Source organism: Anaerovibrio sp. RM50 (genome assembly GCF_000622005.1).
Taxonomy (GTDB): Bacteria; Bacillota; Negativicutes; order Selenomonadales; family Selenomonadaceae; genus Anaerovibrio.
Map to the genome: position 1 here is coordinate 1 of NZ_JHWV01000017.1, position 26,285 is coordinate 26,285.

At 47.1% G+C, this 26,285-nt stretch carries 22 protein-coding genes, 1 tRNA gene, 1 pseudogene and 1 other annotated feature; of the genes and pseudogenes, 22 read left to right on the top strand and 2 right to left on the bottom strand.

The annotated features are described in order from the left end of the window. Positions 1–265: 265 nt before the first annotated feature. Positions 266–354: transfer RNA gene (locus T525_RS0109205), tRNA-Ser, on the bottom strand. Positions 355–580: 226 nt separating this feature from the next. Here T525_RS0109205 and T525_RS0109210 point away from each other — a divergent pair. From T525_RS0109210 to recO, 4 genes and pseudogenes are all read left to right on the top strand, one after another. Next, entirely contained in the window at positions 581–1,504 is a 924-nt protein-coding gene (locus T525_RS0109210) for a PhoH family protein (protein ID WP_051533531.1), read from the top strand. A gap of 15 nt (positions 1,505–1,519) precedes the next feature. Beyond that, positions 1,520–1,984: pseudogene (gene ybeY, locus T525_RS16550) on the top strand (rRNA maturation RNase YbeY); the annotation flags it as partial. 114 nt (positions 1,985–2,098) lie between these two features. Further along, the gene (era, locus tag T525_RS16060; RefSeq protein WP_027406962.1) at positions 2,099–2,992 is read left to right on the top strand and encodes a GTPase Era; all 894 of its coding nucleotides are present in this window, start codon (positions 2,099–2,101) and stop codon (positions 2,990–2,992) included. Then, positions 2,992–3,732 (top strand): DNA repair protein RecO, encoded by a 741-nt coding sequence (gene recO / locus T525_RS0109220; protein WP_027406963.1) that lies wholly within the window; start codon positions 2,992–2,994, stop codon positions 3,730–3,732. The genes era and recO overlap by 1 nt, the downstream gene beginning before the upstream one ends. 54 nt (positions 3,733–3,786) lie before the next feature. On the opposite strand, the gene T525_RS0109225 is transcribed toward recO, so the two are convergent. Beyond that, positions 3,787–4,335: an NADH peroxidase gene (locus T525_RS0109225; RefSeq protein WP_027406964.1), complete on the bottom strand. Its 549-nt coding sequence runs from the start codon at positions 4,333–4,335 to the stop codon at positions 3,787–3,789. 155 nt (positions 4,336–4,490) lie between these two features. On the opposite strand from T525_RS0109225, the gene T525_RS0109230 reads away from it, so the two are divergent. The 18 genes from T525_RS0109230 to T525_RS0109320 all read left to right on the top strand — a co-directional run bounded on the left by T525_RS0109230 (position 4,491) and on the right by T525_RS0109320 (position 26,275). Continuing rightward, the gene (locus T525_RS0109230; protein ID WP_027406965.1) at positions 4,491–4,937 is read left to right on the top strand and encodes a hypothetical protein; all 447 of its coding nucleotides are present in this window, start codon (positions 4,491–4,493) and stop codon (positions 4,935–4,937) included. A 411-nt stretch (positions 4,938–5,348) separates the two neighbouring features. Continuing rightward, positions 5,349–5,825 carry a tRNA (adenosine(37)-N6)-threonylcarbamoyltransferase complex ATPase subunit type 1 TsaE gene (gene tsaE, locus T525_RS0109240; protein WP_027406966.1) on the top strand — a complete coding sequence of 159 codons (477 nt, stop codon included), beginning with the start codon at positions 5,349–5,351 and terminating at the stop codon, positions 5,823–5,825. Further along, a complete protein-coding gene (gene tsaB / locus T525_RS0109245; protein WP_027406967.1) occupies positions 5,813–6,532 on the top strand; it encodes a tRNA (adenosine(37)-N6)-threonylcarbamoyltransferase complex dimerization subunit type 1 TsaB in 720 nt (239 codons plus the stop codon). Before tsaE ends, tsaB begins: the two co-directional genes overlap by 13 nt. Next, positions 6,529–6,978, top strand: a complete 450-nt coding sequence (rimI, locus tag T525_RS0109250; protein WP_027406968.1) for a ribosomal protein S18-alanine N-acetyltransferase — start codon at positions 6,529–6,531, stop codon at positions 6,976–6,978. The genes tsaB and rimI overlap by 4 nt, the downstream gene beginning before the upstream one ends. A gap of 25 nt (positions 6,979–7,003) precedes the next feature. Continuing rightward, positions 7,004–8,044, top strand: coding sequence for a tRNA (adenosine(37)-N6)-threonylcarbamoyltransferase complex transferase subunit TsaD (gene tsaD / locus T525_RS0109255; RefSeq protein WP_027406969.1), 1,041 nt, complete (start codon positions 7,004–7,006; stop codon positions 8,042–8,044). Between the two features lie 75 nt (positions 8,045–8,119). Further along, positions 8,120–9,556: a histidine kinase N-terminal domain-containing protein gene (locus T525_RS0109260; protein ID WP_037325578.1), complete on the top strand. Its 1,437-nt coding sequence runs from the start codon at positions 8,120–8,122 to the stop codon at positions 9,554–9,556. 2 nt (positions 9,557–9,558) lie between these two features. Beyond that, the gene (locus tag T525_RS0109265) at positions 9,559–10,134 is read left to right on the top strand and encodes an ANTAR domain-containing response regulator (protein WP_027406971.1); all 576 of its coding nucleotides are present in this window, start codon (positions 9,559–9,561) and stop codon (positions 10,132–10,134) included. Between the two features lie 175 nt (positions 10,135–10,309). Next, entirely contained in the window at positions 10,310–10,594 is a 285-nt protein-coding gene (gene groES, locus T525_RS0109270) for a co-chaperone GroES (RefSeq protein WP_027406972.1), read from the top strand. A gap of 63 nt (positions 10,595–10,657) precedes the next feature. After that, positions 10,658–12,292, top strand: coding sequence for a chaperonin GroEL (groL, locus tag T525_RS0109275; RefSeq protein ID WP_027406973.1), 1,635 nt, complete (start codon positions 10,658–10,660; stop codon positions 12,290–12,292). A gap of 451 nt (positions 12,293–12,743) precedes the next feature. Then, positions 12,744–14,573, top strand: coding sequence for a glutamine--fructose-6-phosphate transaminase (isomerizing) (gene glmS, locus T525_RS0109280; RefSeq protein WP_027406974.1), 1,830 nt, complete (start codon positions 12,744–12,746; stop codon positions 14,571–14,573). A gap of 153 nt (positions 14,574–14,726) precedes the next feature. Then, positions 14,727–16,235, top strand: a complete 1,509-nt coding sequence (locus T525_RS0109285) for an IMP dehydrogenase (protein ID WP_027406975.1) — start codon at positions 14,727–14,729, stop codon at positions 16,233–16,235. A 176-nt stretch (positions 16,236–16,411) separates the two neighbouring features. Further along, positions 16,412–17,086, top strand: coding sequence for a response regulator transcription factor (locus T525_RS0109290; RefSeq protein WP_027406976.1), 675 nt, complete (start codon positions 16,412–16,414; stop codon positions 17,084–17,086). Continuing rightward, a complete protein-coding gene (locus T525_RS0109295) occupies positions 17,061–18,404 on the top strand; it encodes a cell wall metabolism sensor histidine kinase WalK (RefSeq protein WP_232219210.1) in 1,344 nt (447 codons plus the stop codon). Before T525_RS0109290 ends, T525_RS0109295 begins: the two co-directional genes overlap by 26 nt. A gap of 179 nt (positions 18,405–18,583) precedes the next feature. Continuing rightward, entirely contained in the window at positions 18,584–21,151 is a 2,568-nt protein-coding gene (gene clpB, locus T525_RS0109300; protein WP_027406978.1) for an ATP-dependent chaperone ClpB, read from the top strand. Positions 21,152–21,293: 142 nt separating this feature from the next. Then, positions 21,294–21,562, top strand: a binding site (T-box leader). A 100-nt stretch (positions 21,563–21,662) separates the two neighbouring features. After that, positions 21,663–23,333, top strand: coding sequence for a 2-isopropylmalate synthase (locus T525_RS0109305; RefSeq protein ID WP_027406979.1), 1,671 nt, complete (start codon positions 21,663–21,665; stop codon positions 23,331–23,333). Positions 23,334–23,418: 85 nt separating this feature from the next. After that, positions 23,419–23,868 (top strand): D-aminoacyl-tRNA deacylase, encoded by a 450-nt coding sequence (gene dtd / locus T525_RS0109310; protein ID WP_027406980.1) that lies wholly within the window; start codon positions 23,419–23,421, stop codon positions 23,866–23,868. A gap of 157 nt (positions 23,869–24,025) precedes the next feature. After that, positions 24,026–25,561: a ribonuclease Y gene (rny, locus tag T525_RS0109315; RefSeq protein WP_255346641.1), complete on the top strand. Its 1,536-nt coding sequence runs from the start codon at positions 24,026–24,028 to the stop codon at positions 25,559–25,561. 195 nt (positions 25,562–25,756) lie between these two features. Then, positions 25,757–26,275: a hypothetical protein gene (locus T525_RS0109320; protein ID WP_027406982.1), complete on the top strand. Its 519-nt coding sequence runs from the start codon at positions 25,757–25,759 to the stop codon at positions 26,273–26,275. The last annotated feature ends 10 nt before the right edge of the window (positions 26,276–26,285 follow it).

Here is a 26,285-nt window from a genome sequence, read left to right on the forward strand (position 1 = left end):
AAATAGGGTGGTTTTTTCAAAAAGTCCCTGAAAAAGGTTACTTTTAGCCGAAAAAAAAAGAAACCGACACTCAAAAATGTCAGTTTCCTTCTATATAATATGTCATACTCTCTTTCTCTCACCAAAGTTTGTGGACAACCTGTGGACACCTTGTGGACAACCAAGTGTCAAACTGTGAACAAACTTGACAGAATTGTGCGAAGCCTCTACATTACAACGATTTAGCAAACCGTCCTCTTCAGCCTCTTGAGTACCACTCCATATATGGCGGAGAGGGTGGGATTCGAACCCACGGTGCCTTGCGACATCACTGGTTTTCAAGACCAGCTCCTTAAACCACTCGGACACCTCTCCATAGCAATAAACATTATAACAAAATGATTTTATCAATGTCAATAAAAAATACTGTTGGGGCTTTTATTTTAGCATGGTTTAAGGTAAAATAATATGAAGTATTTTTAGAATCAGAAAAGGATTATTATAAGCGAGGTGAAATCACCAGGCTGCAGTAGGGCGGTCTGGTGCCTATTTGCAGAATATATCAGAAGAAATTATTGAATTTGCCGATAGAAGCGAAGCCATGGCTTTGCTGGGAGAAAGAGACGAGTATGTTCGTGTACTGATGGAGAGTTTTGACGCCCGGTTCATTAGCCGTGGAGAGGTGCTGGAAATCAGCGGTGAGTCCTCACAGGTGGAGCCGGCTGCCAAGATTATGCGGGAGCTGCAGTACCTGTACAGACAGGGCAACGCCATTACCATGCACGAGGTAAGATACAGTATAGGTCTGGTAAAAGGTGGCAAGGGTGAAGCACTTCACAGCCTTTTTGGGGATACCATTTTGGTTACCTCACGTGGCCGTCATGTACGTCCAAAAACTTTGGGACAGCGTGTTTATGTAGATGCAATCAAGAAGAATTCCATCACCTTTGGGGTGGGGCCTGCGGGAACGGGCAAAACCTACCTGGCAGTGGTGCTGGCCTGTGCGGCCCTCCGTAACCGCGAGGTGGAAAAGCTGATTCTCACCCGTCCTGCAGTGGAAGCGGGAGAAAAGCTGGGCTTTTTGCCAGGAGATTTGCAGGAAAAGGTAGATCCATATCTTCGTCCTCTGTATGATGCCCTGCAGGATATATTGGGACAGGACACTTATCAGAAGCTGATGACCAAAGGGGTTATTGAAATTGCTCCCTTGGCCTATATGCGTGGCCGTACTTTGGAAAATGCTTATGTCATTCTTGACGAGGCTCAGAACACCACTGCCAAGCAGATGAAAATGTTTTTGACCCGTCTTGGCTTTGGCTCCAAGATGGTGGTAACCGGCGATCCGGGGCAGATTGATTTGCCACGGGGAGTTACCTCGGGTTTACTTGAAGCAACCAAGGTCCTTGAAAATGTCAAGGGTATAGAAATAGTACGAATGGAAGCCATGGATGTAATAAGACATGATGTGGTATCGAGGATAGTGGAGGCCTATGACCGTTATGAGGCTTCCCACAAAGAAGATTAATAGGAGAATTTGCCAATGGATGTTATTATTAGCCGTGAGCCTGAAAATTTGGATTTTGAGCCGGAAATCGAGGAAATTGTCCGCCATGCCGCAGAGATTACCGGTCCCCTTTATGGTGTGGATAATGGCGAGGTCAGCATAACTTTAACCAATAATGAAAATATTCACGAGTTAAACCGTCAGTATCGCGGCCTTGACCGTCCCACTGATGTGCTTTCCTTTGCCTTTGCTGACAGCCAGGAGGAGGAGCCGGAAATTGAAGGTGGCCTTGAGACTGAGATTTTGGGAGATATTATTATTTCCGTGGAAAAGGCCAGGGAGCAGGCCAAGGAATATGGCCATAGCCTTAAAAGAGAGCTGTCCTTCCTTACGGTTCATGGTATGCTTCACCTTATGGGGTATGATCACATGGATGAGGAAGAGCGTCTGGAAATGGAAGAGGAGCAGCGTTATGTAATGGGCAAGCTGGGTATCAGCCGGGATGACGGTGATGACAAGGATATGCAGCTGCCATTGGCCCAGGCTCCTGATGTGGTAAAAAATAAGGGGGTAGAAATTGATATCAATTCTATTCCCAAGAATGAACCCAAGAAGCTGCCAAAGGATTATAAGTCCGGCTTTGTGGCAGTAATCGGACGCCCTAATGTGGGGAAGTCCACTTTGATTAACAGTCTTATCGGTCAGAAAATTGCTATTATGTCCGACAAGCCCCAGACTACCCGCAACAGAATTATGTGTGTGCTGACCAAGCCAGATGCCCAGCTGGTATTTTTGGATACCCCGGGTATTCACAAGCCAATTGATAAGTTGGGTGAATATATGGTAAAGGCAGCTGAGGGAACCCTTCAGGAGGTTGATGCCATTATTTTTGTGGTTGATGCCAACGAGAAGTTTGGTCCTGGGGAGCATTATATTCTGGAACGTCTTAAGTCCACCAAAAAGCCGGTTGTATTGGCGATTAACAAGGTGGATTTGTTGGAGGATAAGGAATCCCTTCTGCCAATTATTACAAACTACAATGGCAAATATGATTTTGCCGCCACTGTGCCTATTTCAGCTTTGGAGGAAAACAATCTGGAGGGCCTCCTGGACGAAGTAAAGAAGTATCTTCCAAAGGGGCCTCAGTATTATCCTGAGGACATGGTGACAGACCAGCCGGAGCGTCTGATTATTGCGGAAATGGTGCGTGAAAAGGTGCTGCATCTTACACGTGATGAGGTGCCTCATTCCATTGCCGTTGATGTGGACGAAATGAAAATTCGCGATAACGGTGATAACTATGTACGGGTAACTATTTACGTGGAGCGTGATTCCCAGAAGGGAATTATTATCGGCAAGAAAGGTGCCATGCTGAAGGAAATAGGTGCCCAGGCCCGTCAGGATGTACAGATGCTCTTGGGGGGCAAGGTTTTCCTGGACCTGTGGGTTAAGGTAAAGAAGGATTGGCGTAACCGTGACAATATCCTTAAAGGATTCGGTTTTGAATAATGGGACAGTATCAGACTGATGCCCTGGTGCTGGGGGTAAAGAACTGGGGCGAAGCAGATAAAATAATTACCCTGCTGTCCCGTGAACACGGGAAAATAACGGCAACTGCCTTTGGCTGCCGCCGGCCTAAAAGCCCTTTGGCAGGAGCCCTGCAAATGTTCAATGAGGTGGATATTCAGCTTACCAAGGGGAACCGGCTGGACACTGTCCGTCAGGCTTCTTTAAAGCATGCCAACCGCACCATGAGCACGGATTTTTCGGCAATGGCCTATGGCGCCTTTGTGGCGGAACTGGCCACTAATCTGGCTGTGGAGGGATTTCCCCAGGGGGATATGTATAATAAGCTGCTGGAGGTTTTTGATGCCTTCGGCACCCGCAATCCCAGAATTGCGGCCCTGGCGGCGGCCTTTCAGATTTTGGAATTTTCCGGAATGCAGCTTTCCTATGAAAGATGTGTAAGAAGTGGCCTCGATATTGAGGGAGATGCCTTTTTTTCCATACAGGAGGGTGGGGCAATGCTACCGGAAATGGTGCAGCCCGGGGACAAGGATATAATGGAATATCCGGAGGCTATGCGGGTATTTATCTGTCAGCTTCTGAAGCTGGACTGGCTGGAAAAGCCTGCCTTCAAGGTTAGCGGCAGTATAATGGTGCAGGCAGAAAATCTGCTTTTGGGCTATCTTTACAATATGTTTGGCAAGCCGATGAAATCGCTGAAGTTTATCCAGCAAATAGGATAAAAATAAAAGTCTGGGAAGTGATTACAATCATTTCCCAGACTTTTTTGTTTTGGTTTATTTACCGAAATATCTCTTTAAAAGACCCTCAAAGCCCTTGCAGTGTCTGGCCTCGTCCTTGCACATTTCATGTACGGTATCATGGATGGCGTCAAGATTAAGCTTCTTGGCATGAACAGCCAGCTTTTTCTTGCCCTCACAGGCACCAAACTCTGCATCTACACGCATTTTAAGGTTCTTTTCAGTGCTGTCGGTAAGGATTTCACCTAAGAGCTCTGCGAATTTTGCTGCATGCTCTGCTTCCTCCCAGGCATAACGCTTAAAGGCCTCTGCAACCTCAGGGTAGCCCTCGCGGTCAGCTACCCGGGACATGGCCAGATACATACCAACCTCAGTACACTCGCCGCTGAAGTTTTTCTGAAGCCCCTCAACGATTTCAGAGTCCACCCCCTGGGCTACTCCCAGCTTGTGCTCGTCAGCCAGCTGCTGTTGTCCTTCTTCTACCTTGTTGAATTTTTCTGAACCAACGTGGCAGATAGGGCACTCATCTGGTGGAGCGTCTCCTTCGTGAACATAACCACAAACGCTGCAAACATATTTAGCCATTTTGTACCTCCTTAAAAATAGTACACACACTAAGCTTCTTACCTATAATTATATCCTAAAAATTGCAAAAATAAAGAATAATTTGACAAGAGCAAAATTATTGTGCAAAAATGACGATAAATATACCAGTAAGTTTATTTTAAGGAGGTTTTTGTATGAAAAAGATGATTATAGCATCGGTGGCAGGTCTTACTATGGCAGCTTCAGCCCTTTGCTGTGCCATGGTTTCACCGGATGTAATTGCAATTTCCGGCGTTGCTCCCGGTTCCTCAGTAACAGAGGCTACTGCTAAGCTGGGGAATCCTCAGTATGCCGGCGATAAGATTTATTTCTCCAATGGGATAGTTATTGAGCGTTCTGATTATAATCCTAATATGGTGGAGGAAATTGAAACCTATACTGCCGGTAATGTGACTCCGGCAGGAATTCAGGTGGGCATGAATGAAGCTTCTATCACTGCCGCTTATGGGGCACCGGACAAAATTGACAGGGATTATGATGATACGGAATATACCTATTACAGCACAGATTACTTTAAAAAGCTGGAATTTAAGGTTGTGGGCGGCAATATCGTGAAGATTAAGTGTAAGCTTCGTGATTAAAAAAGAGGCTGTAGTGCCATAAGAATATCCCCCAAGGGTTTGACACCTTTGGGGGATTAATTTTTGTATTAATAAAATTTAACTACAATCTTTTAAAAGAAATACTTCAGCTCGCAGATGCAGCCAGGGCATTTCCACTCAGCAGCGGCAGTGCCAAGGCTGAAATGGCAGCCACAATCCCTTTTTTCATATAAATCCCCCCAAAATATATGTGTATGATTTCTTGTTTAAAAGTAGCATAGTGGTTGGTAAAAATTCAATGATTATTTGTCAATTATTTCCCCAATAGTATAATGGCAATTATATATTCCCTTTATATTAGTTTGTAATTAAATGGCAAATATGATAAAATCGCTTGTTAGTATCAGTATCATATATGAGATTTGAGCATGAATTCTTCAGGAGAAAAATATGTTTGAAATTGTTTCAAAATCCCCGGTGGAAACGGCTGCCATAGGTGAGAAAATAGGCAGGCTTTTTTCTGAGGGAATAGTAATTTGTTTATATGGTGATCTGGGAGCGGGCAAGACCCTCTTTGTGCAGAATCTGGCCAAGGGACTGGGGATTGATGAGGATGTTACCTCTCCTACATTTAATATAATGAATGTTTATGAGGGGAGACTGCCCCTTTATCATTTTGATCTGTATCGTCTGGAGCAGGAGTACGAACTGGAGGATATTGGCTTCTACGACTATGTGGATGATCCTGACGGTATCGTGGTTATTGAATGGGCGGATAAGTTTGCCGACTGTCTGCCTGATGATTTTGTGTTGCTTAATATTGAAAGAACAGAAGCAGACGAAAATCAGCGCCGCCTGATTTTTGATATCAGAGGGGACGTTTATACAGATATTTTCCGGGAGGTGGAAGAGCTGTGCCAATTTTAGCAATGGATACTGCCACCATGGTTTCAAGTGTGGCAGTTGCAGACAATAAAAAATTACTGGCGGAGTTAATCGTAGAAAATAAGCTGACCCACTCCGAGACATTGCTGCCTCATGTGGAGCAGGTTCTTAATATGGCTGGGACCCAAAAGGAGGCAATTGAGGCCGTAGCTGTGAGCATTGGCCCAGGCTCCTTTACGGGACTTCGCATTGGACTGGCTGCAGCCAAGGCCATAGCCTATGGCCTGAATATTCCAATCATTGGTATTCCAACCATGGAGGGCCTGGCCTGGCATTATCCCGTTCCCGGAATCAGGGTGGCAGGCTTTATTGATGCCCAGAAGGGCAATGTTTATACCGCTCATTATAAGTGGAACGGCAGTGATTTTGATGAGGTGAAGTCCATTGAAGTGCTGCCTCTGGATGATGCCATTAATATCTGCAGCGAGATTGATGGTCCTGTTGTGGCTGTAGGAGATATGGTTTCCAAGAAGATGACCAGGATGGACGGCCTGCCGGAAAATCTCATCATTCCTCCTAAGCACACCATGATGCCACGGGCAGCCAATATTGCTATGGCAGGTCTGAAGAAGCTGGGCGCTGGCCAGGTGGGGTCCGTTATGGATATGGAGCCTATTTACATAAGGAAGTCTGAGGCTGAGGTGCTTTGGGAAAAGCGTCAGGAAAAGCTGAAGCAGGAGGCAAAATGATTAGCTTTCGTAAAATGGTGCCGGAGGATGCCGATGCGGTGGCTGAGGTGGAGAAGCAGTGCTTTGCCACTCCATGGTCCCGGGAATCCTTTTGGCGTGATGCCTCCAGCAGCGATACATATTATCTTTTGGCCATTGATGAGGATGCTGATAACAAGGTAATTGGCTATGTGGGATGCTGGATCTTGGCCTATGAGGGCAGTATTACCAATGTGGCCATAGCTCCTGACTATCGACGTCAGGGAATTGGGCGGCAGATGCTCCTTAAGTTAATTCAGGAGGTTAAGGCCCGTGGCGTTACGGCCATGACTTTGGAGGCAAGGGTTTCCAACACTCCTGCCATTAAATTGTATGAGGGCCTGGGCTTTAAAAGTGTGGGCCAGAGACCAAAATATTATACCAGTCCCGTGGAGGACGCTGAAATAATGTGGAATACCCATATTTAGGCTGGTTATGGATACGGAGAATAATATGGATAAGGTTAATAAGGATAAAGAAAAGATTATTACACTGGCAATCGAATCCAGCTGTGATGAGACTTCCGCTGCTGTGCTGGTTGGTGGCAGAACTGTGCTTTCCAACATCATAGCAACCCAGATTCCAATACACAGAAAATTTGGCGGGGTGGTGCCTGAAATTGCCTCCCGCAAGCATATTGTAAATGTGATGCCGGTTATTGATGAAGCACTGGAAAAAGCCAGTGTTACACTTAAGGATATTGATCAGGTGGCGGTAACCTATGGCCCAGGGCTGGTAGGAGCACTGTTGGTGGGTGTATCTGCCGCAAAGTCTCTGGCTTTCACTTTGGGTGTGCCTCTTATTGGAGTAAATCATCTGGAAGGCCATATTTTTGCCAATTTCCTCAGTGCCCCTGAGTTAAAGCCACCATTTATGGCATTGGTGGTTTCCGGCGGACATACTTCTTTGGTTCATGTAAAGGATTATAATTCCTTCAGCCTTATGGGACAGACCAGAGATGATGCGGCTGGGGAGGCCTTTGACAAGGTGGCAAGGGTTATGGGACTGCCGTATCCTGGTGGTCCTCAGATAGACAAGCTGGCCCAGGAGGGAGACCCAATGGCCATTGATTTCCCAAAAGCCTTGCAGGAGAAAGGGAACTATGAGTTCAGCTTCAGCGGTTTGAAGTCTGCTGTGCTTAATTATCTTAACAGCATGAAGCTGAAGGGCATTGAGGTGAACAAGGCTGATGTGGCGGCCTCATTCCAGCATACTGTTATTGAGGTACTGCTGGCCAAGGCCTTGGACGCCGTAAAGGAGACTGGCTGTGACACCTTGGTATTGGCTGGGGGCGTGGCGGCAAACAGCTCCCTGGAAAAGAGACTCCGTGAGGTAACAGCTAAGAATAATATAAAATTCTACTTCCCGGATAAAATTCTTTGTACCGACAATGCAGCTATGATAGGCTGCCGTGGTTATTATCAGTCTTTGGCCGGGAATTATTCGGACTTGTATTTGAATGCAGTACCAGGACTGGCCCTTAGTGATTTGTGACCTCATCCACCATCTGTGATGGACCCCCTTCCCCAGAGGGGAAGGCAATTTACACAAGATTACGGGGAGAGTATTATGAGCAGGCACAATAATCATGAATCAGATACTTCCATATATAGACAGCATACGGATTTAACTGCGGTGCAGATTGATCTTTTGCGGCGCATGGGAAGCTGTTTTGGTTTCATTGCGGATTTTGCCCATGCACACCTTCTTTTGTATGTTAAAACAAAGACTCCTGATGTATATATGGTTATGAAGCATCACAAGCCCCATACCTTCTACAGCCAGGTGGAGCTGCCCAAGGTGGGCAGCATGGTACAGGCCCAGACAGAGCCATTGGTGGCCTATGTTTTTGAGAAGGAAAAATCAATTCATGGCCGCAGGGAATGGCGCTTGGGCATGACCCTTGATATGTACGCTTATCCCATTAAGGAAGGCAACGAGATAATTGGTGTTATTACGCTGGAGACCAGCAAGGAATACGCTTCCGGCAGCAATTATTATCAGACGCTGGATACGGCGGAGCTCCTTATGCATCATTCCAAGCGGAATATTGACATGGAGATGTTTAGCCCGATTTTTGCGGGAACCGGTGTGGTTATAGCGGATAAGATGAATCGCATAACTTATGTAAATCTCTCCGCCAAGAGAATTTATCGTGCTCTGGGCATAAATCATTTGCTGGGGGCAAGGCTTCCCGACCGTGAAATAAGTGCCATGCTCCATAGGGAAACCTTCGACAGCAGCCGCCCTTTTGAAAAGGAAATTCAGATAGGGGACATGATACTGCTTCAGCGTGATATTAAGCTGGAGGAAGCAGGGGTAATGCAACGACGGATTCTGCTGCTTTCCGATGTTACAGAGGTTCGCAAAAAGGAGCGGGAGATTAAGATAAAGACGGCGGTTATTCAGGAAATCCACCATCGGGTCAAGAATAACCTTCAGACTATTGCCAGCCTTTTGAGACTTCAGGGGCGGCGGTCAAAGTCCCCGGAGGTGAAGGCCGCTCTCCAGGAAAGTACAAACCGCATTTTGAGTATGGCGGTGGCCCATGAATTCTTGTCCCAGCATGATACGGAAGAAATAAATGTCAATGAAGTTACCAAGGGCATAATAGAGCGGGTGGCACCCAATATGGTGCCCAATGATTTTCAGCTTACCAGCAAAATTGAGGGACCGGAGGTGGTACTGCCTTCCCAAAATGCCAGCAACCTTGCGGTAATAATTAACGAGCTCATATTAAATTCCATAGAGCATGGCTTTGAGGGCCGAAATTATGGTATGATTGGCCTTAGAACTGCCATTGAGGAAGATGGTTATCTGATAGAGCTGTATGATGATGGTATAGGTCTTCCGGAAAATTTTGATATAAATAAGTCAAAGTCTTTGGGCCTGCAGATTATAAAGACCTTGGTGCAGGATGATATAGGGGGCAGCTTTGAAATGAAGAATGCTCAGGGCACCCATTGTATTTTGCACATACCTGTAAGTAATGCGGGAGGAGAGTAAGTATGAATCCCTTGAAAATCCTTATTGCCGATGATGAAGCCTTAATCCGTATGGATATGAAGGAGTTGCTGGAGGAGGCCGGCCACGAAGTGGTGGGTGAGGCACCAAACGGTCGCAAGGCTGTGGAGCTGGCCAAGAAGTTGAAGCCAGACCTTTGTATATTCGATGTAAAAATGCCGGAAATGGATGGTATTGAGGCAGCCAAAATCGTGGGGAAGGAAAAAATTGCCCCAGTGGTACTGCTGACAGCCTTCAGTCAGCCGGAATTTGTAAAACGGGCCAGTGATGCCGGAGTACAGGCGTATCTGGTAAAGCCGGTTCAGGAAGCAAATCTTTTCCCTGCCATCGAGGTGGCCATGTCCAGATATCAGGATATGCAGGGCCTTGAGGAGGAGCTTTTCAAGGTGAAGGATACTCTGGAAATGCGCAAGCTGCTGGACAGAGCCAAGGGAATTCTTATGGATGCCCATAATATCACTGAAAGTGAAGCATTCAACCGCATTCAAAAATACAGCATGGCAAAAAGAAAGACAATAAAAGAGGTTGCGGAGGCCATTATTCGCGCTGCAACCAAATAATCATAATACGCTGACATCAGAACTTCGTTTCCTTTTGGAGACGAAGTTTTGTTTTTTTGACTTTTTACTTGATTTTTTGCTCAAATAGATTTATCATAATACTCGGAGTTAGCACTCAGCTATATGGAGTGCTAACAAAAAAGTTTACAAACTATCTTTTAGGAGGCAGATAAATATGATCAGACCATTAGGTGACAGAGTCGTTATTGAAGTTGCTGAGGCAGAAACCAAGACTGCCAGCGGTATTATTTTGGCAGACACTGCAAAGGAAAAGCCTATGAAGGGCAAGGTTATTGCAGCAGGTCCTGGCAGCATCGATAAGGACGGCAACCGCATTGCTATGGAGGTTAAGGCAGGAGACAGCGTTCTCTATTCCAAGTATGCAGGCACTGAGGTTAAGATTGATGGCAATGATTACCTCATTATGCGTCAGAGCGATATTCTCGGCGTAATCGAGTAATCCCAACAATCCTTAAATTTCGGTTTATCTTATTTCTAATATAGATTATTGGAGGCATTTAAAATGGCAAAGCAGATTTTATTTGATGAAGAAGCTCGTCGTGCTCTGGAAAAGGGCGTTAACGCATTGGCAAATGCAGTAAAGGTTACCCTTGGTCCAAAGGGCCGTAACGTAGTTCTTGATAAGAAGTTTGGTGCACCTACCATTACCAATGATGGTGTTACCATTGCCCGTGACATTGAGCTGGAGGATCCATTTGAAAACATGGGTGCTCAGTTGGTTCGCCAGGTTGCTACCAAGACCAACGATATCGCCGGTGACGGTACTACCACTGCTACTCTTCTGGCACAGGCCATGATTCGCGAGGGTATGCGCAATGTAGCTGCTGGTGCTAACCCTATGGTTCTGAAGAAGGGTATTGAGCAGGCTGTTAAGTCTCTGGTGGCTGAGCTCCAGAAGGTTTCCAAGCCAGTTGAGTCCCAGAAGGCAATTGCACAGGTTGCAACTGTTTCCTCCGGCGACGAGGAAATCGGCAAGTACATTGCTGATGCCATGGAAAAGGTTGGCAAGGAAGGTGTTATCACCGTTGAGGAGTCCAAGGGCATGGAGACCAGCCTTTCCGTTGTAGAGGGTATGCAGTTCGACCGCGGCTACATCTCCCCTTACATGGTTACAGACACTGACAAGATGGAAGCTGTAATGAACGATCCTTATATCCTCATTACTGATAAGAAGATTTCCACCGTTAATGATATTCTCCCAATCCTTGAGCAGGTTGTTAAGATGGGCAAGGAGCTGGTTATCGTTGCTGAGGATCTTGATGGCGAGGCTCTGGCTACCATCGTTGTAAACAAACTCCGTGGTACCTTCAAGGCTCTGGCAGTAAAGGCTCCTGGCTTTGGCGATCGCCGCAAGGCTATGCTGGAGGATATTGCAATCCTCACTGGTGGTCAGCTCATCTCCGAGGAGTTGGGCCGCAAGCTGGACAGCGTAACTATCGAGGATCTTGGTCGCGCCCGTCAGGTTCATTCCTCCAAGGAGAACACTACTATTGTTGATGGTATGGGTGATAAGGGCGCTATTAAGTCCCGCATTGAGCAGATTAAGAAGCAGATTGTTGACACTACTTCCGACTTTGATAAGGAGAAGCTCCAGGAGCGTCTGGCCAAGCTCTCCGGCGGTGTAGCTGTTATTGAGATCGGTGCTGCAACTGAGGTAGAGATGAAGGACAAGAAGCTCCGCGTTGAGGATGCTCTCCATGCTACCCGTGCAGCTGTTGAGGAAGGTATCGTAGCCGGTGGTGGCACTACCTTTATTGACATCATGTCTGTTCTGGATTCTCTGGAGGCTGAGGGTGATGTTAAGACTGGTATTGACATCGTTCGTCGCGCAGTTGAGGAACCAGTTCGTCAGATTGCAAATAATGCAGGCCTGGAAGGCTCTGTAGTAGTTGATCAGGTTAAGAACAGCGACTTTGGCGTTGGTTTCGATGCTTACAAGGGCGAGTATGTTGACATGATTGCCAACGGTATCGTTGACCCTGCAAAGGTTACCCGTTCTGCTCTGCAGAATGCTGCTTCCATCGCTGCCATGGTTCTCACCACTGAGACCTTGGTTGCTGACAAGCCAGCTCCAGAGGGTGCCGCAAACCCTATGGGCGGTGCAGGCGCAATGGGCGGCATGCCTGGTATGATGTAAAAAGTCGGATAGTATCCATACGGTGAACGCTCGCGCTCTGTATTTTACGTAGCGGACACTAAGCTCATGCAGCATTTTCGGCTTGCATTCACTAAGTGCCGACGTAAAAAAGGCCACCGTATGGACACTATCCTCCTATGTGTATATAATACTTGACTTAGATATATTAATAGTCTATAATACGTACCGTGATTTTGGCTTTAGGGTCAAAATCACGGTAATATTATTTTTGAAGTCTTTATGTTCATATACTGAAAGAACTTATGGTTCTAGCGCATGGCCTTGCTTTGACAGAAAGCAAGGTGACGAGGAAGAGGTTGTCGATTTATCAGCGGATGCCTCTCGGCTTGCCGGTCGTTAGAATACTGTTAAAACTGTCGGGTGACTGGCAGGACAGAGCGGTATTTGGGCAGGACATGGGACTTCCAGTTTTTTATTGGAGGTTTTTATTATGTGTGGTATCGTTGGTTACATTGGTAGCAAGCAGGCTACCCCATTCCTCATTGAGGGTCTCACCAAGCTGGAGTATCGTGGTTATGACTCTGCTGGTATTGCAGTTCTCAATGGTGAAAAGATTCGCGTGGAAAAGTCAGTAGGTCGTCTGGCTGCTTTGGAGGAGAAGATTGAGGGCAATGTTCCTGAGGGCAGCATTGGTATTGGTCATACCCGTTGGGCAACCCATGGCCGTCCATCTGACAACAATTCCCACCCTCATACTGATTGTCATGGTGATTTTGCAGTTGTTCATAACGGTATTATCGAGAATTACATGACTCTGAAGGAAGAACTTATGGCAAAGGGACACAAGTTCCTGTCTGATACTGACACCGAGGTTCTGCCTCATCTTTTGGAAGAAGTATACAACGGTGATTTCGAGGCTTCTGTCCGCGAGGTTATTAAGCGTATTGAGGGCTCCTATGCCATCGTATTCATGAGCAGGAATGACCCGGACAAGCTGATCTGCACCAAGCAGGACAACCCTATGGTTATCGGTCTGGGTGATGATGAAAATTTCATCGCTTCTGATATTCCTGCTATTATTTCCCGCACCCGCCGCACCTATATCGTAAATGACGGTGAGGTTGCTGTTGTAAAGAAGGATTCCGTATGGATTACCAATAGTCTGGGTGAGCCAATTACCAAGAAGGTATTCGAGGTTAACTGGAATGCTGAGGCTGCTGAGAAGGGCGGCTATGAGCACTTCATGCTGAAGGAAATCCATGAGCAGCCAAAGGCAGTTCGTGATACCCTGGCTTCCCGTATTTCCAAGGATAATTCCGCTGTAGTTCTGGAGGAGCTCAGCTGGACCGAGGAATATGTAAATTCCTTCTCCAAGATTTTCATTGTTGCCTGTGGTACTGCATATCATGCAGGTCTGGTGGGCAAGTATTATATTGAGCGTCTGGCCCGTATCCCGGTAGAGGTGGATATTGCCTCTGAGTTCCGTTATCGTCAGCCAATTATTGATGATAACACCCTTTGCATCGTGGTAAGCCAGTCCGGTGAAACCAGTGATACCATGGCTGCCATGAAGGAGGCCAAGCGTTTGGGTGCCAAGACCTTGGCTGTAACCAATGTGGTTGGTTCCTCCATTGCCCGTGAGGCAGATCAGGTTATTTACACCATGGCAGGTCCTGAGATTGCTGTAGCTTCCACCAAGGCGTATACTACCCAGCTCATCGTTATGTTCCTGCTGGGTGCTTATATGGCAGGCCTCCGCGGTACTGTTGCTCCTCGTCGCATGAAGGAGCTCCTGGGCAAGCTGCGTGAGATTCCTTCCCAGATCAGTGAGACTCTGGAGGATGTGGAGCCTATTAAGGTATTTGCCAAGAAGTATGGCTTCAACACTGATGTATTCTTCATTGGCCGTGCCCTGGACTATGAGGTGGCTCTTGAGGGCTCCCTGAAGCTGAAGGAGATTTCCTATATCCACGCTGAGGCTTATGCTGCAGGTGAGCTGAAGCATGGTACTCTGGCTCTGATTACCACCGGTGTGCCTGTAGTGGCCCTGGCTACCCAGAAGAGCGTTTACGAGAAGACCCTCAGCAACATCAAGGAGGTTAAGGCCCGTGATGCTGTTGTTATCGGTATTGCTGCCGAGGGGGATACTGAGCTGAAGAAGTATGCGGACCATGTTATCTCTGTTCCTAACACTGATGAGCTGCTGATACCGCTTTTGGCAGTTCTGCCACTCCAGCTCCTCAGCTACTACACTGCAATTACCCGTGGTGCAGATGTTGATAAACCAAGAAATTTGGCGAAATCTGTAACTGTTGAATAAGGTTAAATAGAGGGCTGTCCTTGCTGAGAGGACAGTCCTTTTTTTGTTGACAAGGTGCATGGATTGTACTAGTATAGTAACAATATCTTTTGACCCGACAGGTTTTTAAAGGTTGAAATGTGTTTAAAAATTTAAAGAAAAGAAGGGATTAAGTTGGCATTCTATTTTGAAGAACCATCACACACTTTTGGCGAGTATTTATTAGTTCCTGGTTATTCTTCTGATAAGTGCATTCCGGCGAATGTTTCTCTGAAGACTCCTCTTGTAAAGTTCAAGAAGGGTGAAGAACCAAAGATTTCTATGAATATTCCAATGACCTCTGCTATAATGCAGTCCGTATCCAACGACACTTTGGCTATTGCATTGGCTCGTGAGGGCGGCGTGTCTTTTATCTATGGTTCTCAGACAATAGAAGAAGAAGCAGCCATGGTGGCCAAGGTTAAGAATTTCAAGTCCGGCTTTGTACGCAGCGACTCCAATATCATGCCTTCCACCACCCTGGGTGAGATTCTTGCCCTGAAGGAGAAGACCGGTCATTCCACTATGGCGGTTACTGAAAACGGCGAGCCAACAGGCAAGCTGCTGGGTATCGTAACCTCCCGTGACTATCGTATCACCCGCATGACCATGGATACTCCTGCTTCTGAGTTCATGACTCCGTTTGATAAGCTGGTTTATGCCGGTGCAAACACCACTCTGTCCGAAGCCAACGACCTTATTTGGGAGCACAAGCTGAACATGCTGCCATTGGTAGATGCAAATCAGCGTCTCGTATATATGGTATTCCGCAAGGATTACACAGCCAACAAGGAACACGAGCTTGAGCTCATTGATTCCAACAAGCGTTACATCGTTGGTGCCGGTATTAACACCCGTGACTATGCTGAGCGCGTTCCTGCATTGCTGAAGGCTGGTGCTGATGTACTGTGTATTGACTCCTCCGAGGGCTTCTCTGAATGGCAGCGCATGACTTTGAAGTACATCCATGAGCATTTCGGTGAGGATGTAAAGGTTGGTGCCGGCAATGTTGTTGACCGTGATGGCTTCATGTTCCTGGCAGAGGCCGGAGCAGACTTCATCAAGGTTGGTATCGGCGGCGGTTCCATCTGTATCACCCGTGAGACCAAGGGTATCGGCCGTGGTCAGGCAACTGCTCTTATTGATGTTTGCAAGGCCCGTGATGAATATTACGAAAAGACCGGCGTATACATTCCTGTATGCTCCGATGGTGGTATCGTACACGATCATCATATGACCCTGGCTTTGGCCATGGGTGCTGACTTCATGATGCTGGGCAGATATTTCTCCCGCTTCGACGAGTCCCCAACTGATAGAATTAAGATTAATGGTACTTACTATAAGGAGTATTGGGGTGAAGGTTCCAACCGTGCCCGCAACTGGATGCGCTATGATTTGGGCGGCGCCAAGAAGCTGTCCTTCGAGGAAGGCGTTGACTCCTATGTGCCTTATGCCGGTTCCCTCCATGACAATGTGGGGGTTACCCTCAGCAAGATCCGCTCTACAATGTGCAACTGCGGTGCCCTTACCATTCCTGAGCTCCAGGAGAAGGCACGCCTGACTCTGGTATCTTCCACTTCCATTGTGGAAGGTGGTTCCCACGACGTAATTCTGCGTGACCAGTTTACCCGTGCAAACGTATAACTATTAAATATTAAGGACTGTAACAGTATTGGTTACAGTCCTTTTATATATGGGGAAAAAGATACTTCTGATTTCATAAAGTTTTCAAAATATGATACTATTATTATGACAGTGGGGCGGAGGCTCCCTTTGTGATAAATCAGATTATTTTTGAAGATAACGATGAGGTGATATATATGCGGGTTTTGTTGGCAGAAGACGATATGAAGCTGGGGAAGCTCACCCAGTATATGCTGGAGCAGGATGGTATCAATACTGAATGGGTTACCACTGGTGATATGATATATGAATGTGCTATGTACGATGATTATGATGTGCTCATTTTGGACTGGATGATGCCGAAGGAAACTGGGGTGGATGCATGCCGCAGACTTCGTGCTGAGGGGTATCAGAAGGCTATTCTGCTTCTTACTGCCCGTGATGCGGTGGAGGACAGGGTTACCGGCCTTGATGCAGGTGCTGATGATTATCTTGTGAAACCCTTCGAGTTTTCCGAGCTTATGGCCCGCCTGCGTGCCCTCAGCCGCCGCAGCAGCCAGAAGATTCAGCAGGATGTGGTGGAGCTGGGGGGCTTTACCCTGGACCGTACTTCCAAGCTGCTCTTAAAGGGCAAGCAGGAGATACAGCTTTCCCCAAGGGAGTTCCAGATTTTTGACCTGCTGGTGCAGAATATCGGTATTGTTGTGCCCCGTGAAATCATTTTGGACCGCATTTGGGGTATTGAGTCTGATGTGAGCTCCAATAACATCGATTCCTATGTAAAACTTATTCGTAAAAAGCTTGATACTGCTGATGGGAAGATTATGATCAGTACGATTAGAGGTGTTGGCTATAAACTGGAAACAAAATAGGCTAAAGTTTGGCGGGCTCTTTTCCCGCAGCCGCATGAGGCTCACCTTTGCCTATTCCCTGTTGATGTTTGGCCTGTTTATTATAATAATCTTTTTGGCTCATCAGACCATGGAATGGGCAGTAACCTCCGAGCAGGCCAGGGAGCTTTCCGAGACGGTACATGCTGTTTCGGAAACGGAGTCCACCATGATACGCAATGGTGTATATGTGGGTAACGACGATCTGGGCAAACGGGAGAGAATGTTTTTTTATACCTACGACAAAAGCGGCAAGCTGCAGAATTTTTCCAGGGCACCGGAACGTATAGAGGATGACGTGCTGGAGGTAATAAAGCATGGTGACGTTCCCACTGGGGAAGTGGCCATATACGTTCAGCAGCAGGACGAGGACAAGCCCAAGGTGCTGATGATGACGGCTTGTGATGTGCGTCTGGTTACCGGCGAGAAAATCGGTGTGGTATATCTGGGAAAGGACGTGTCAGCCCTTTATAAAGGCATAAAAAAAGCCACATATTTTTATGGGGCCATTTCCTTCATTGCCTTGCTTACGGCCATTATGCTGGGGCATGTGGTTTCCGGCAGGGTTGTGGCCAATATGCAGCAGGCTTATATCAGACAGCGCCAGTTTGCGGCGGATGCTTCCCATGAGCTCAGAACTCCTCTAAGTGTTATTATGGCTTCGGCGGATCTTCTTTCCAACGATAAATCAATTCAGTCCCCATTCCTGCAACAGGTAATACAGGACATGAAGGACGAGGTAAAGAAGATGTCCAATCTGGTGGGGTCCCTTTTACAGATTGCCCGATCGGATAATAATGCTGAGTCGCTGGACATTAAGGAGTTTGATATTATCGCCATGATGGAGCAGCTGGGGCGCAAAATGCAGCCACTGGCTGAGAAGAAGAATATTACCCTTAATGTAAATGCCTCCGGCCAGGTTATGTACAGGGGCGATGAGCAGAAAATCCAGCAGCTTATGCTGATTTTGGTGGATAATGCTATAAAATATACCCCTGATGGAGGCACAGTAACCCTGTCCTACGATGGCAAAGGGCTGGGCAGCTTGGGCGGTATTCGTTTTTCCGTCAAGGATAATGGTATTGGTATTTCTGCTGAGGATTTGGATAAGCTCTTTGAACGCTTCTTCCGGGTGGACAAGGCCCGTTCCCGCTCCATGGGCGGCAATGGCTTGGGACTTGCCATAGCCAAGACCATCGTTGATGCCCATCATGGTAAAATCGATGTGGACAGTGAACTGGGCAAGGGGACTGTTTTTAAGGTTACTCTTAAAAATATGAAAAATCCAAAAAAGAATTAAATAATGCTGGCATAATGCAGGGCTGTTCTTTCCCTAATATATGGGAGAGAACAGCTTTTTTATTATCCTAACAAAAAAAGTCAAAAAGTCTAAAACATCAATTGACTTTTTGACTAATTCGGCTATAATAACCTTAGAAGACTAAATACAAGTCATTTGGAGAATGGAGGGAGCAGAATATGGAACAGGAAAAATACACTCAGAGAGTTTTAAATACCTTACAGTCCGCACAGCAGAATGCGGCACTTCGCTATCATCAGGAAATCACATCACTTCATGTGCTCATGGCACTGGCCCAGGAGCCGGAGGGACTTCTTGGAACTATTTTTCAGGAGTCCAATGTGGATACCAGAATGCTGCAGGCCAGCGTTGAGGAACAGTTAAAGAAGATTCCAAGTGTCAAGGGACAGGACCGTCTGACCATGAGCATTGAGCTGGGCCGTGTTATGGCCAAGGCTGAACAGCTGGCCGGGAAGATGGGTGACTCCTATATCAGCACTGAACATCTGTTGCTGGCCATCTGTGAGGACGGCGGTGATGAGGCCAGGGAAATTTGCAAAAGCTTCGGTCTCACCAGTGGCAAGGTGAAGGATTCCATCAAGAAGAACAGAAAACAGAATGTTAATTCCACCAATCCAGAGGAAAGCTATCAGGCCCTGGAAAAGTATGGCCGTGATTTGACCCAGGTGGCACGTCAGGGCAAGCTGGACCCGGTTATTGGCCGTGACGAGGAGATTCGCAGAACCATTGAAATTTTGTCCCGCCGTACCAAAAACAATCCTGTGCTTATTGGTGAGCCAGGTGTGGGTAAAACCGCTATCGTTGAAGGATTGGCCCGCCGCATTGTGGCAGGGGATGTGCCGGAATCCTTAAAGAGTAAGACATTGTACTCACTTGATATGGGGGCCCTTATAGCTGGTGCCAAGTATCGTGGCGAGTTTGAGGAGCGTTTAAAGGCTGTACTTAATGAAGTCGTAAAATCCGACGGTCAGATACTGCTCTTTATTGATGAGGTTCATACCGTTGTGGGTGCCGGTGCTTCCGAGGGCTCCATGGATGCGGGCAATCTGCTGAAGCCTATGATGGCCCGTGGGGAGCTTAGATGTATTGGTGCCACCACTTTAAATGAATACCGTAAGTACATTGAAAAGGATACTGCCCTGGAGAGACGTTTCCAGCCTGTTATGGTGGGTGAGCCAAGTGTGGAGGATACCATTTCCATTCTCCGCGGCTTGAAGGAACGCTATGAGGTTCATCACGGCGTAAGAATTCGTGATGCGGCCCTGGTTTCTGCAGCTGTCCTTTCCGACAGATATATTTCTGACCGCTTCCTTCCGGACAAGGCCATTGATCTGGTGGACGAGGCTGCAGCCAAGCTCCGTACGGAAATTGAGTCCATGCCGGCACCTCTTGATGAGGTTCGCCGTAAGATTTTACAGCTGGAAATTGAAGAACAGGCCCTTCAGAAGGAAACAGATGAGGCTGGCAAGGAAAAGCTGGCAGCCATTCAGAAGGAAAAGGCACAGCTTCAGCAGGAGCAGGAGGCTTTGCAGGAGGAATGGGATTCTGAGCATCAGGCCATTCTCCGTATTCGCGGTATAAAAAAGGAAATGGATGCTGTACGCAGCCAGATGGAAGCGGCAGAGCGTGATTATGATCTTAACCGCCTTTCCGAGCTTAAATATGGCAAGCTGCCGGAACTGGAAAAGCAGCTTAAGGAGCAGGAGGAGGAAATGGCGGCCAAGGCCGGCGATGAACAGCTCCTCAAGGAAGAAGTTGGTGAGGAAGATATTGCCAAGGTTGTCAGTCGTTGGACTGGTATTCCTGTAACCAAGATGATGACCGGTGAACGGGAGAAGCTGATACATCTGGAGGACAACCTTCATCAGCGTGTCATCGGCCAGGATGAGGCAGTAACAGTGGTAAGCGAGGCTATTCTTCGGGCCCGTGCCGGCATCAAGGCTCCGGACAGGCCAATTGGTTCCTTTATTTTCCTTGGTCCTACAGGTGTGGGCAAGACCGAGCTGGCCAAGACATTGGCGGAATCTCTCTTTGATTCCGAGCGCAGCATGATTCGCATTGATATGAGTGAGTACATGGAGAAGCATTCCGTGGCCCGTCTTATCGGTGCGCCTCCGGGCTATGTGGGCTATGAGGAAGGCGGACAGCTTACTGAGGCAGTACGGCGTCAGCCATACAGCGTAATTTTGCTGGATGAAATCGAGAAGGCTCACCGTGATGTATTCAATGTTTTGCTGCAGATTCTGGATGACGGTCGTCTTACTGATGGCAAGGGACGTGTGGTAAACTTCAAGAATACCGTTATAATTATGACTTCCAATCTGGGCTCCCACGAAATCCTTAATAAGGATTATGATGAGGCTGAGGCGGCTGTAAAGGAAATACTTAAGGACTATTTCCGTCCTGAGTTCCTCAACCGTGTGGACGATATTGTGGTATTCAAATCCCTGGCCAAGGAGCAGGTAAGGGAGATTGCAGATCTGATGCTGAAGAATCTCAACGAACGCGTAAGCAAGCAGGTTAAGATTACCCTCAGCTGGGATGATGATGTGTTGCAGTACCTTTCCGATGAGGGCTATGAGCCAAACTTTGGTGCCCGTCCTCTCCGTCGGCTGCTGACCCGTGTAGTGGAAACAGAGCTTTCCAAGGCCATCATCAGAGGTGATGTGGCCGAAGGCGACAATGTAGCCATGAGGGTGACAGATGGACATATTTCCTTTAAATAAGGGAGTTTACAATATAATTATTGCAATTTAACAAACAAATGGGCATTTGCAGAGGACAAAACCTTTACAAATGCCCATATTTTTTATGGAATTGCTTGAAAAACACTTATGGGTGTGATATATTTAACGAGTAAGTAAATATAAGAATGTGTTGATGAGGAATAGTAGCATCAGGAAGTCTTCCAGAGAGCTGTCGTCAGGTGCGAGACAGCAGACGAGCTTTTGTGAACTGGCCTTTGAACAGCCAGCTGAATTCGTTCCAATGCACTGGGGATGATAGTAGGTGACGCCGGGACTGACCGTTATATCAGGAGAATATGAAGTCATGGGATATGACCGTATTCGGTGAGTGTGTGCCTTTACGGGCGCGAAATTGAGTGGTACCGCGAAAGTCAGTCTTTCGTCTCTTTGGAGATGAAGGGCTTTTTTATTGCAAGCTGGCCTCATCCGTCACGCTTCGCGTGCCACCTTCCCCATAGGGGAAGGCAATACAACATAGGGGGAGAATATGATGAAGAATTTTACAAAATATTCCAAGGGGTATTATATGCCACCAAAGCCAGATATGAGCTGGATGTACAAGGAGCATCCTGAAAAGGCACCTAAATGGTGTTCCGTTGATCTTCGCGATGGTAACCAGGCCCTGATTATCCCTATGAGCCTGGATGAAAAAATAGAGTTCTTCAAGATGCTGGTGGAGGTTGGTTTCAAGGAAATTGAAGTGGGCTTTCCTGCTGCCTCTGAGACAGAATACACTTTCCTTCGCCGTCTGGTGGAGGACAATCTCATTCCTGATGATGTTACAGTACAGGTGCTGACCCAGGCCCGTGAGCATATTATCAAGAAAACCTTTGAGGCTCTGGAGGGAGTAAAGAACGCCATCGTTCACGTTTATAATTCCACCTCTGTGGCCCAGCGTCAGCAGGTATTCAGAATGTCCAAGGAGGAAATCAAGCAGATTGCCGTGGATGGTGCCAAGCTTTTAAAGCAGCTCACTGAGGAGGCAGGGGCAGATTATCGTTTTGAGTATTCCCCTGAAAGCTTCACGGGGACTGAGCCGGAGTATGCTTTGGAAGTATGTAATGCAGTGTTGGATGTGTGGCAGCCAACTCCTGACCACAAGGCCATTATAAATATCCCGGTAACTGTGGAAATGTCAATGCCCCATGTGTATGCCATGCAGGTGGCATATATTTCCCAGAATCTTAAGTACCGCGATGCAGTTGAGCTTTCCCTGCACCCACATAATGACAGGGGCTGCGGCGTAGCTGATACAGAGCTGGGTCTGCTGGCCGGGGCTGACCGGGTTGAGGGAACTCTCTTTGGAAACGGCGAGCGTACGGGTAATGTGGATATTGTTACCCTTGCCATGAATATGTTTGTTTTGGGGGTTGATCCGGAGCTGGATTTCACCGATATGCCAAAGCTGGTGGATCTCTATGAGAAGGTTACCCGTATGCAGGTACCTCCTCGCCAGCCTTACGCCGGTGCTCTGGTGTTTGCTGCTTTCTCAGGCTCCCATCAGGATGCCATTGCCAAGGGCATGAAATGGCGTGATGAAAAGGACCCTGACCATTGGACTACTCCATATCTGCCTATTGATCCCCATGATGTGGGCCGTGAATATGATGGTGATGTTATCCGTATCAACAGCCAGTCCGGCAAGGGCGGCGTGGCCTTCATTATGGAGCAGAAATACGGCATTACTATGCCAAAGAAAATGCGCGAGGACTTCGGTTATTGCGTAAAGAGTGTATCTGATCACAAGCATAAGGAGCTTATGCCGGATGAAATCTATCAGATTTTCCATGATAATTATGTAAATGTGGAAACTCCGTACAAGTTAATAGACTTTACCTTAAGGAAGGATGTGGACGGCAGCCGCTGCGGCGTTGTGGATCTGGAAATTGATGGGAAGATGGTAACCTTCAATGCCCGGGGCAACGGCCGTCTGGATGCAGTGTCCAACGCTATTCAGGAGAATACGGATATTAAGTACACTGACCTTACCTATAGTGAGCACGCTCTGGAAATTGGTGCAAATTCCCGTGCTATGGCCTATATTGGCATAACTGGAACTGATGGCAAGATGACCTGGGGTGCCGGAATGGATACAGATATTATCACCGCCTCTATTATGGCTCTCTTTAGTGCCATAAACAGAATGAAGGCTGGAAAATAATAAAAATTATGTTAGAATAACATAGTGAAGTTCAAGACAAAGGGCTTGCAGCAGCGAGCCCTTTTTGCGTGATATGGAGGAAAAAATGAGAGCTGTTGTTACCCGAGTTAATTCTGCTTCCGTGGAAATTGACGGCAAGATTCACGGAGCTATAGATAAAGGCTTTTTGGTGCTTTTGGGGATTGCCCCGGAGGACACTGAGGAGGACACGGAGGTTTTGGCGGAGAAAATCTGCAATTGCCGCATTTTCCCGGATGAAGATGATAAGATGAACCTTAATCTGGAGGCGGTTGGGGGAAGCCTTTTGGTGGTGTCCCAGTTTACCCTTTATGCTGATGTGAAAAAACGTCGTCCCAGCTTTTCCGGTGCCGGCAAGCCGGATATGGCTATTCCTCTCTATGAGAAGTTCATGGCTGTTTGCCGGGAGAAGGGCTTTAGAGTAGAGCATGGTGAATTTGGTGCCATGATGAAGGTTACTTCGGAAAATGATGGGCCTGTAACCCTGTTGTTTGATACTGCCGAATGGCGCAAGTAACATGGTAAATTACTAAAGCGTTAAAGCTACCCTTCCTTGACACTATTTGTGTATTTAAGTAAAATATAATAGTATGGCTGGGTAAAACATTCCAGTCAACAAATAATGATAATTAATGCTTAGAGAGGCTTAATAATTAGTAGGGAGGTGTGTTATTATCATTGAAATAGTTGGAGCAGCTGTTGTTGCCCTGTTAGTGGGCGGCTTTGGCGGATATATGATGCGCAAGCAAGCAGCCGAGCAGCAGATTGGTTCTGCTGAGGAAGAAGCAAAGCGTATCGTTCGTGATGCTGAGGAAAAAGGTGAAGCAGCGAAGAAGATGAAGCTGCTGGAGGCAAAGGAGGATGTCCATCGTCTTCGTCAGGAGCTGGATAAGGATACTCGTGAGCGCCGCTCCGAGATTCAGCGCCATGAGCGCCGTATAGTTCAGAAGGAAGAAAATCTTGATCGCAAGATTGACGCTCTGGAAAAGAAGGAGGAGAACCTTGCTTCCAGAGAGGCCAAGCTGGAAAAGAGCCAGGCTGAGATTACGGAGCTGCATGAAAAACAGAAGGAAGAGCTGGAGCGTATTTCCGGTCTTTCTCCAGAAGAGGCCAAGAACATGCTGTTGGCAGAGGTAGAGGAAGAGCTGAAGCATGAAAAGGCCATCATGATTAAGGAATATGAGCAGCAGACCAAGGACGAGGCTGAAAAGAAGGCAAGAAATATTATTTCTTTGGCAATTCAGCGTTGTGCTGCTGATCATGTTGCAGAGACTACAGTTTCTGTAGTAGCTCTGCCAAATGATGAAATGAAGGGCCGTATCATCGGTCGTGAGGGCCGTAACATTCGCGCTCTTGAAACCATGACTGGTATTGACCTGATTATTGATGATACCCCAGAGGCAGTTATCCTTTCCGGTTTTGATCCGGTTCGCCGTGAGGTGGCCCGCATCGCACTGGAGAAGCTCATTACCGATGGTCGTATCCATCCAGCAAGAATTGAGGAAATGGTTGACAAGGCCCGCCGTGAGGTGGAGCAGCGTATTAAGGAAGCCGGCGAGCAGGCAACCTTTGATACTGGTGTTCATGGTCTGCATCCAGAGATGATTAAGCTGCTGGGGCGTCTGAGATATCGTACAAGCTATGGCCAGAATGTGCTGAATCATTCTGTGGAAGTTTCCCATTTGGCTGGTATGATGGCCGCAGAGCTGGGCGTAGACGTTATGCTGGCAAAGCGTGCCGGTCTTATCCATGATATTGGTAAGTCAATCGACAACGAGGTTGAGGGTACTCATGTTACTATTGGTGCTGATATTGCCAAGAAGTACAGAGAATCCAAGAATGTTATTAATGCCATCGCCGCTCACCATGGCGACGAGGAGCCTATGACTGTTGAGGCAGTTCTGGTGGCAGCAGCGGACGCTGTTTCTGCAGCCCGTCCTGGTGCCCGCCGTGAGAGCCTTGAAACCTATCTTAAGCGTCTTACCCGTCTCGAGGAAATCGCCGAGTCCTTCAATGGCGTTGAGCGTTGCTTCGCCATTCAGGCAGGCCGCGAAATCCGCGTAATGGTTAAGCCAGACAAGGTTGATGATGTGGAAGCAGTTGCACTTGCTCATGATATCGTTAAGAAGATTGAGGCTGAGCTTGAATATCCAGGCCAAATCAAGGCAACCATTATCCGCGAAACCCGCGTAGTAGATTACGCAAAATAATCTAAAAGAAAAAATTTTTTATAATGGTCTGGTACATGATTATGTATCAGACCATTTTTTTAGCCATATCATAATTGAGAAATAACTCTGATTTTATGGTATAATATAAGAGTATTTTAAGTAAAAAATAATTGAGCCGGCGTCAGCCGGCTCTTTGGAGTTTTTTAAAACTGTTTTACAAAGGAGGCGGGAAATATGGATTATTCTAACGGCACTGAGAGTGAAGTGAGCATGGACAGCGTGCAGCTGGTGGCTGGGCTTCTTATTTGCTTTCCTGAATTTTCCAAGATTCGCCTGGACTCCAAGGAAAAGGCTGTTATTATGGAGATTTCCGTCAGGGAGGCTCCGGAGAAGGAAAAATTTGAAGAGGCTGAACGGCTGATTGAGGACAGCCTTACGCTTTATCATAATATTGAGCATACCAGCGGCGGAAAGCTGGGCTTTGTATATGAGAATTTTTCCCTGCAGATTTATAGGGATATTGCCAGTCTTTCCAGGGGAGAGGTTGGCCTTATTGTCAGCTTGCTGAAGGAAAAGTTTGCTGATATTATCATAACCGACGAGGTGAGAAATCCTGATGAGGACCTGATTTTCATGCAGTCGGAAATGATAGATCACCGCATCAGATTCCTTAAGGAAAACAAGATTCCCGAGTCCATGGTGGGTGTCCGTGAAGAGGGCAGGGTCATGGTTTATGACAATGATTTAATTTAAATGAGGGATT

Bases quoted from the DNA above. Each gene is read 5' to 3' on its own strand.
- T525_RS0109210 (WP_051533531.1), top strand. From the start codon at position 581: ATGGCTTTGCTGGGAGAAAGAGACGAGTATGTTCGTGTACTGATGGAG.
- recO (WP_027406963.1), top strand. From the start codon at position 2,992: ATGGGACAGTATCAGACTGATGCCCTGGTGCTGGGGGTAAAGAACTGG.
- T525_RS0109225 (WP_027406964.1), bottom strand. From the start codon at position 4,335: ATGGCTAAATATGTTTGCAGCGTTTGTGGTTATGTTCACGAAGGAGAC.
- T525_RS0109230 (WP_027406965.1), top strand. From the start codon at position 4,491: ATGAAAAAGATGATTATAGCATCGGTGGCAGGTCTTACTATGGCAGCT.
- tsaE (WP_027406966.1), top strand. From the start codon at position 5,349: ATGTTTGAAATTGTTTCAAAATCCCCGGTGGAAACGGCTGCCATAGGT.
- rimI (WP_027406968.1), top strand. From the start codon at position 6,529: ATGATTAGCTTTCGTAAAATGGTGCCGGAGGATGCCGATGCGGTGGCT.
- tsaD (WP_027406969.1), top strand. From the start codon at position 7,004: ATGGATAAGGTTAATAAGGATAAAGAAAAGATTATTACACTGGCAATC.
- T525_RS0109260 (WP_037325578.1), top strand. From the start codon at position 8,120: ATGAGCAGGCACAATAATCATGAATCAGATACTTCCATATATAGACAG.
- T525_RS0109265 (WP_027406971.1), top strand. From the start codon at position 9,559: ATGAATCCCTTGAAAATCCTTATTGCCGATGATGAAGCCTTAATCCGT.
- groES (WP_027406972.1), top strand. From the start codon at position 10,310: ATGATCAGACCATTAGGTGACAGAGTCGTTATTGAAGTTGCTGAGGCA.
- groL (WP_027406973.1), top strand. From the start codon at position 10,658: ATGGCAAAGCAGATTTTATTTGATGAAGAAGCTCGTCGTGCTCTGGAA.
- glmS (WP_027406974.1), top strand. From the start codon at position 12,744: ATGTGTGGTATCGTTGGTTACATTGGTAGCAAGCAGGCTACCCCATTC.
- T525_RS0109290 (WP_027406976.1), top strand. From the start codon at position 16,412: ATGCGGGTTTTGTTGGCAGAAGACGATATGAAGCTGGGGAAGCTCACC.
- clpB (WP_027406978.1), top strand. From the start codon at position 18,584: ATGGAACAGGAAAAATACACTCAGAGAGTTTTAAATACCTTACAGTCC.
- T525_RS0109305 (WP_027406979.1), top strand. From the start codon at position 21,663: ATGAAGAATTTTACAAAATATTCCAAGGGGTATTATATGCCACCAAAG.
- dtd (WP_027406980.1), top strand. From the start codon at position 23,419: ATGAGAGCTGTTGTTACCCGAGTTAATTCTGCTTCCGTGGAAATTGAC.
- T525_RS0109320 (WP_027406982.1), top strand. From the start codon at position 25,757: ATGGATTATTCTAACGGCACTGAGAGTGAAGTGAGCATGGACAGCGTG.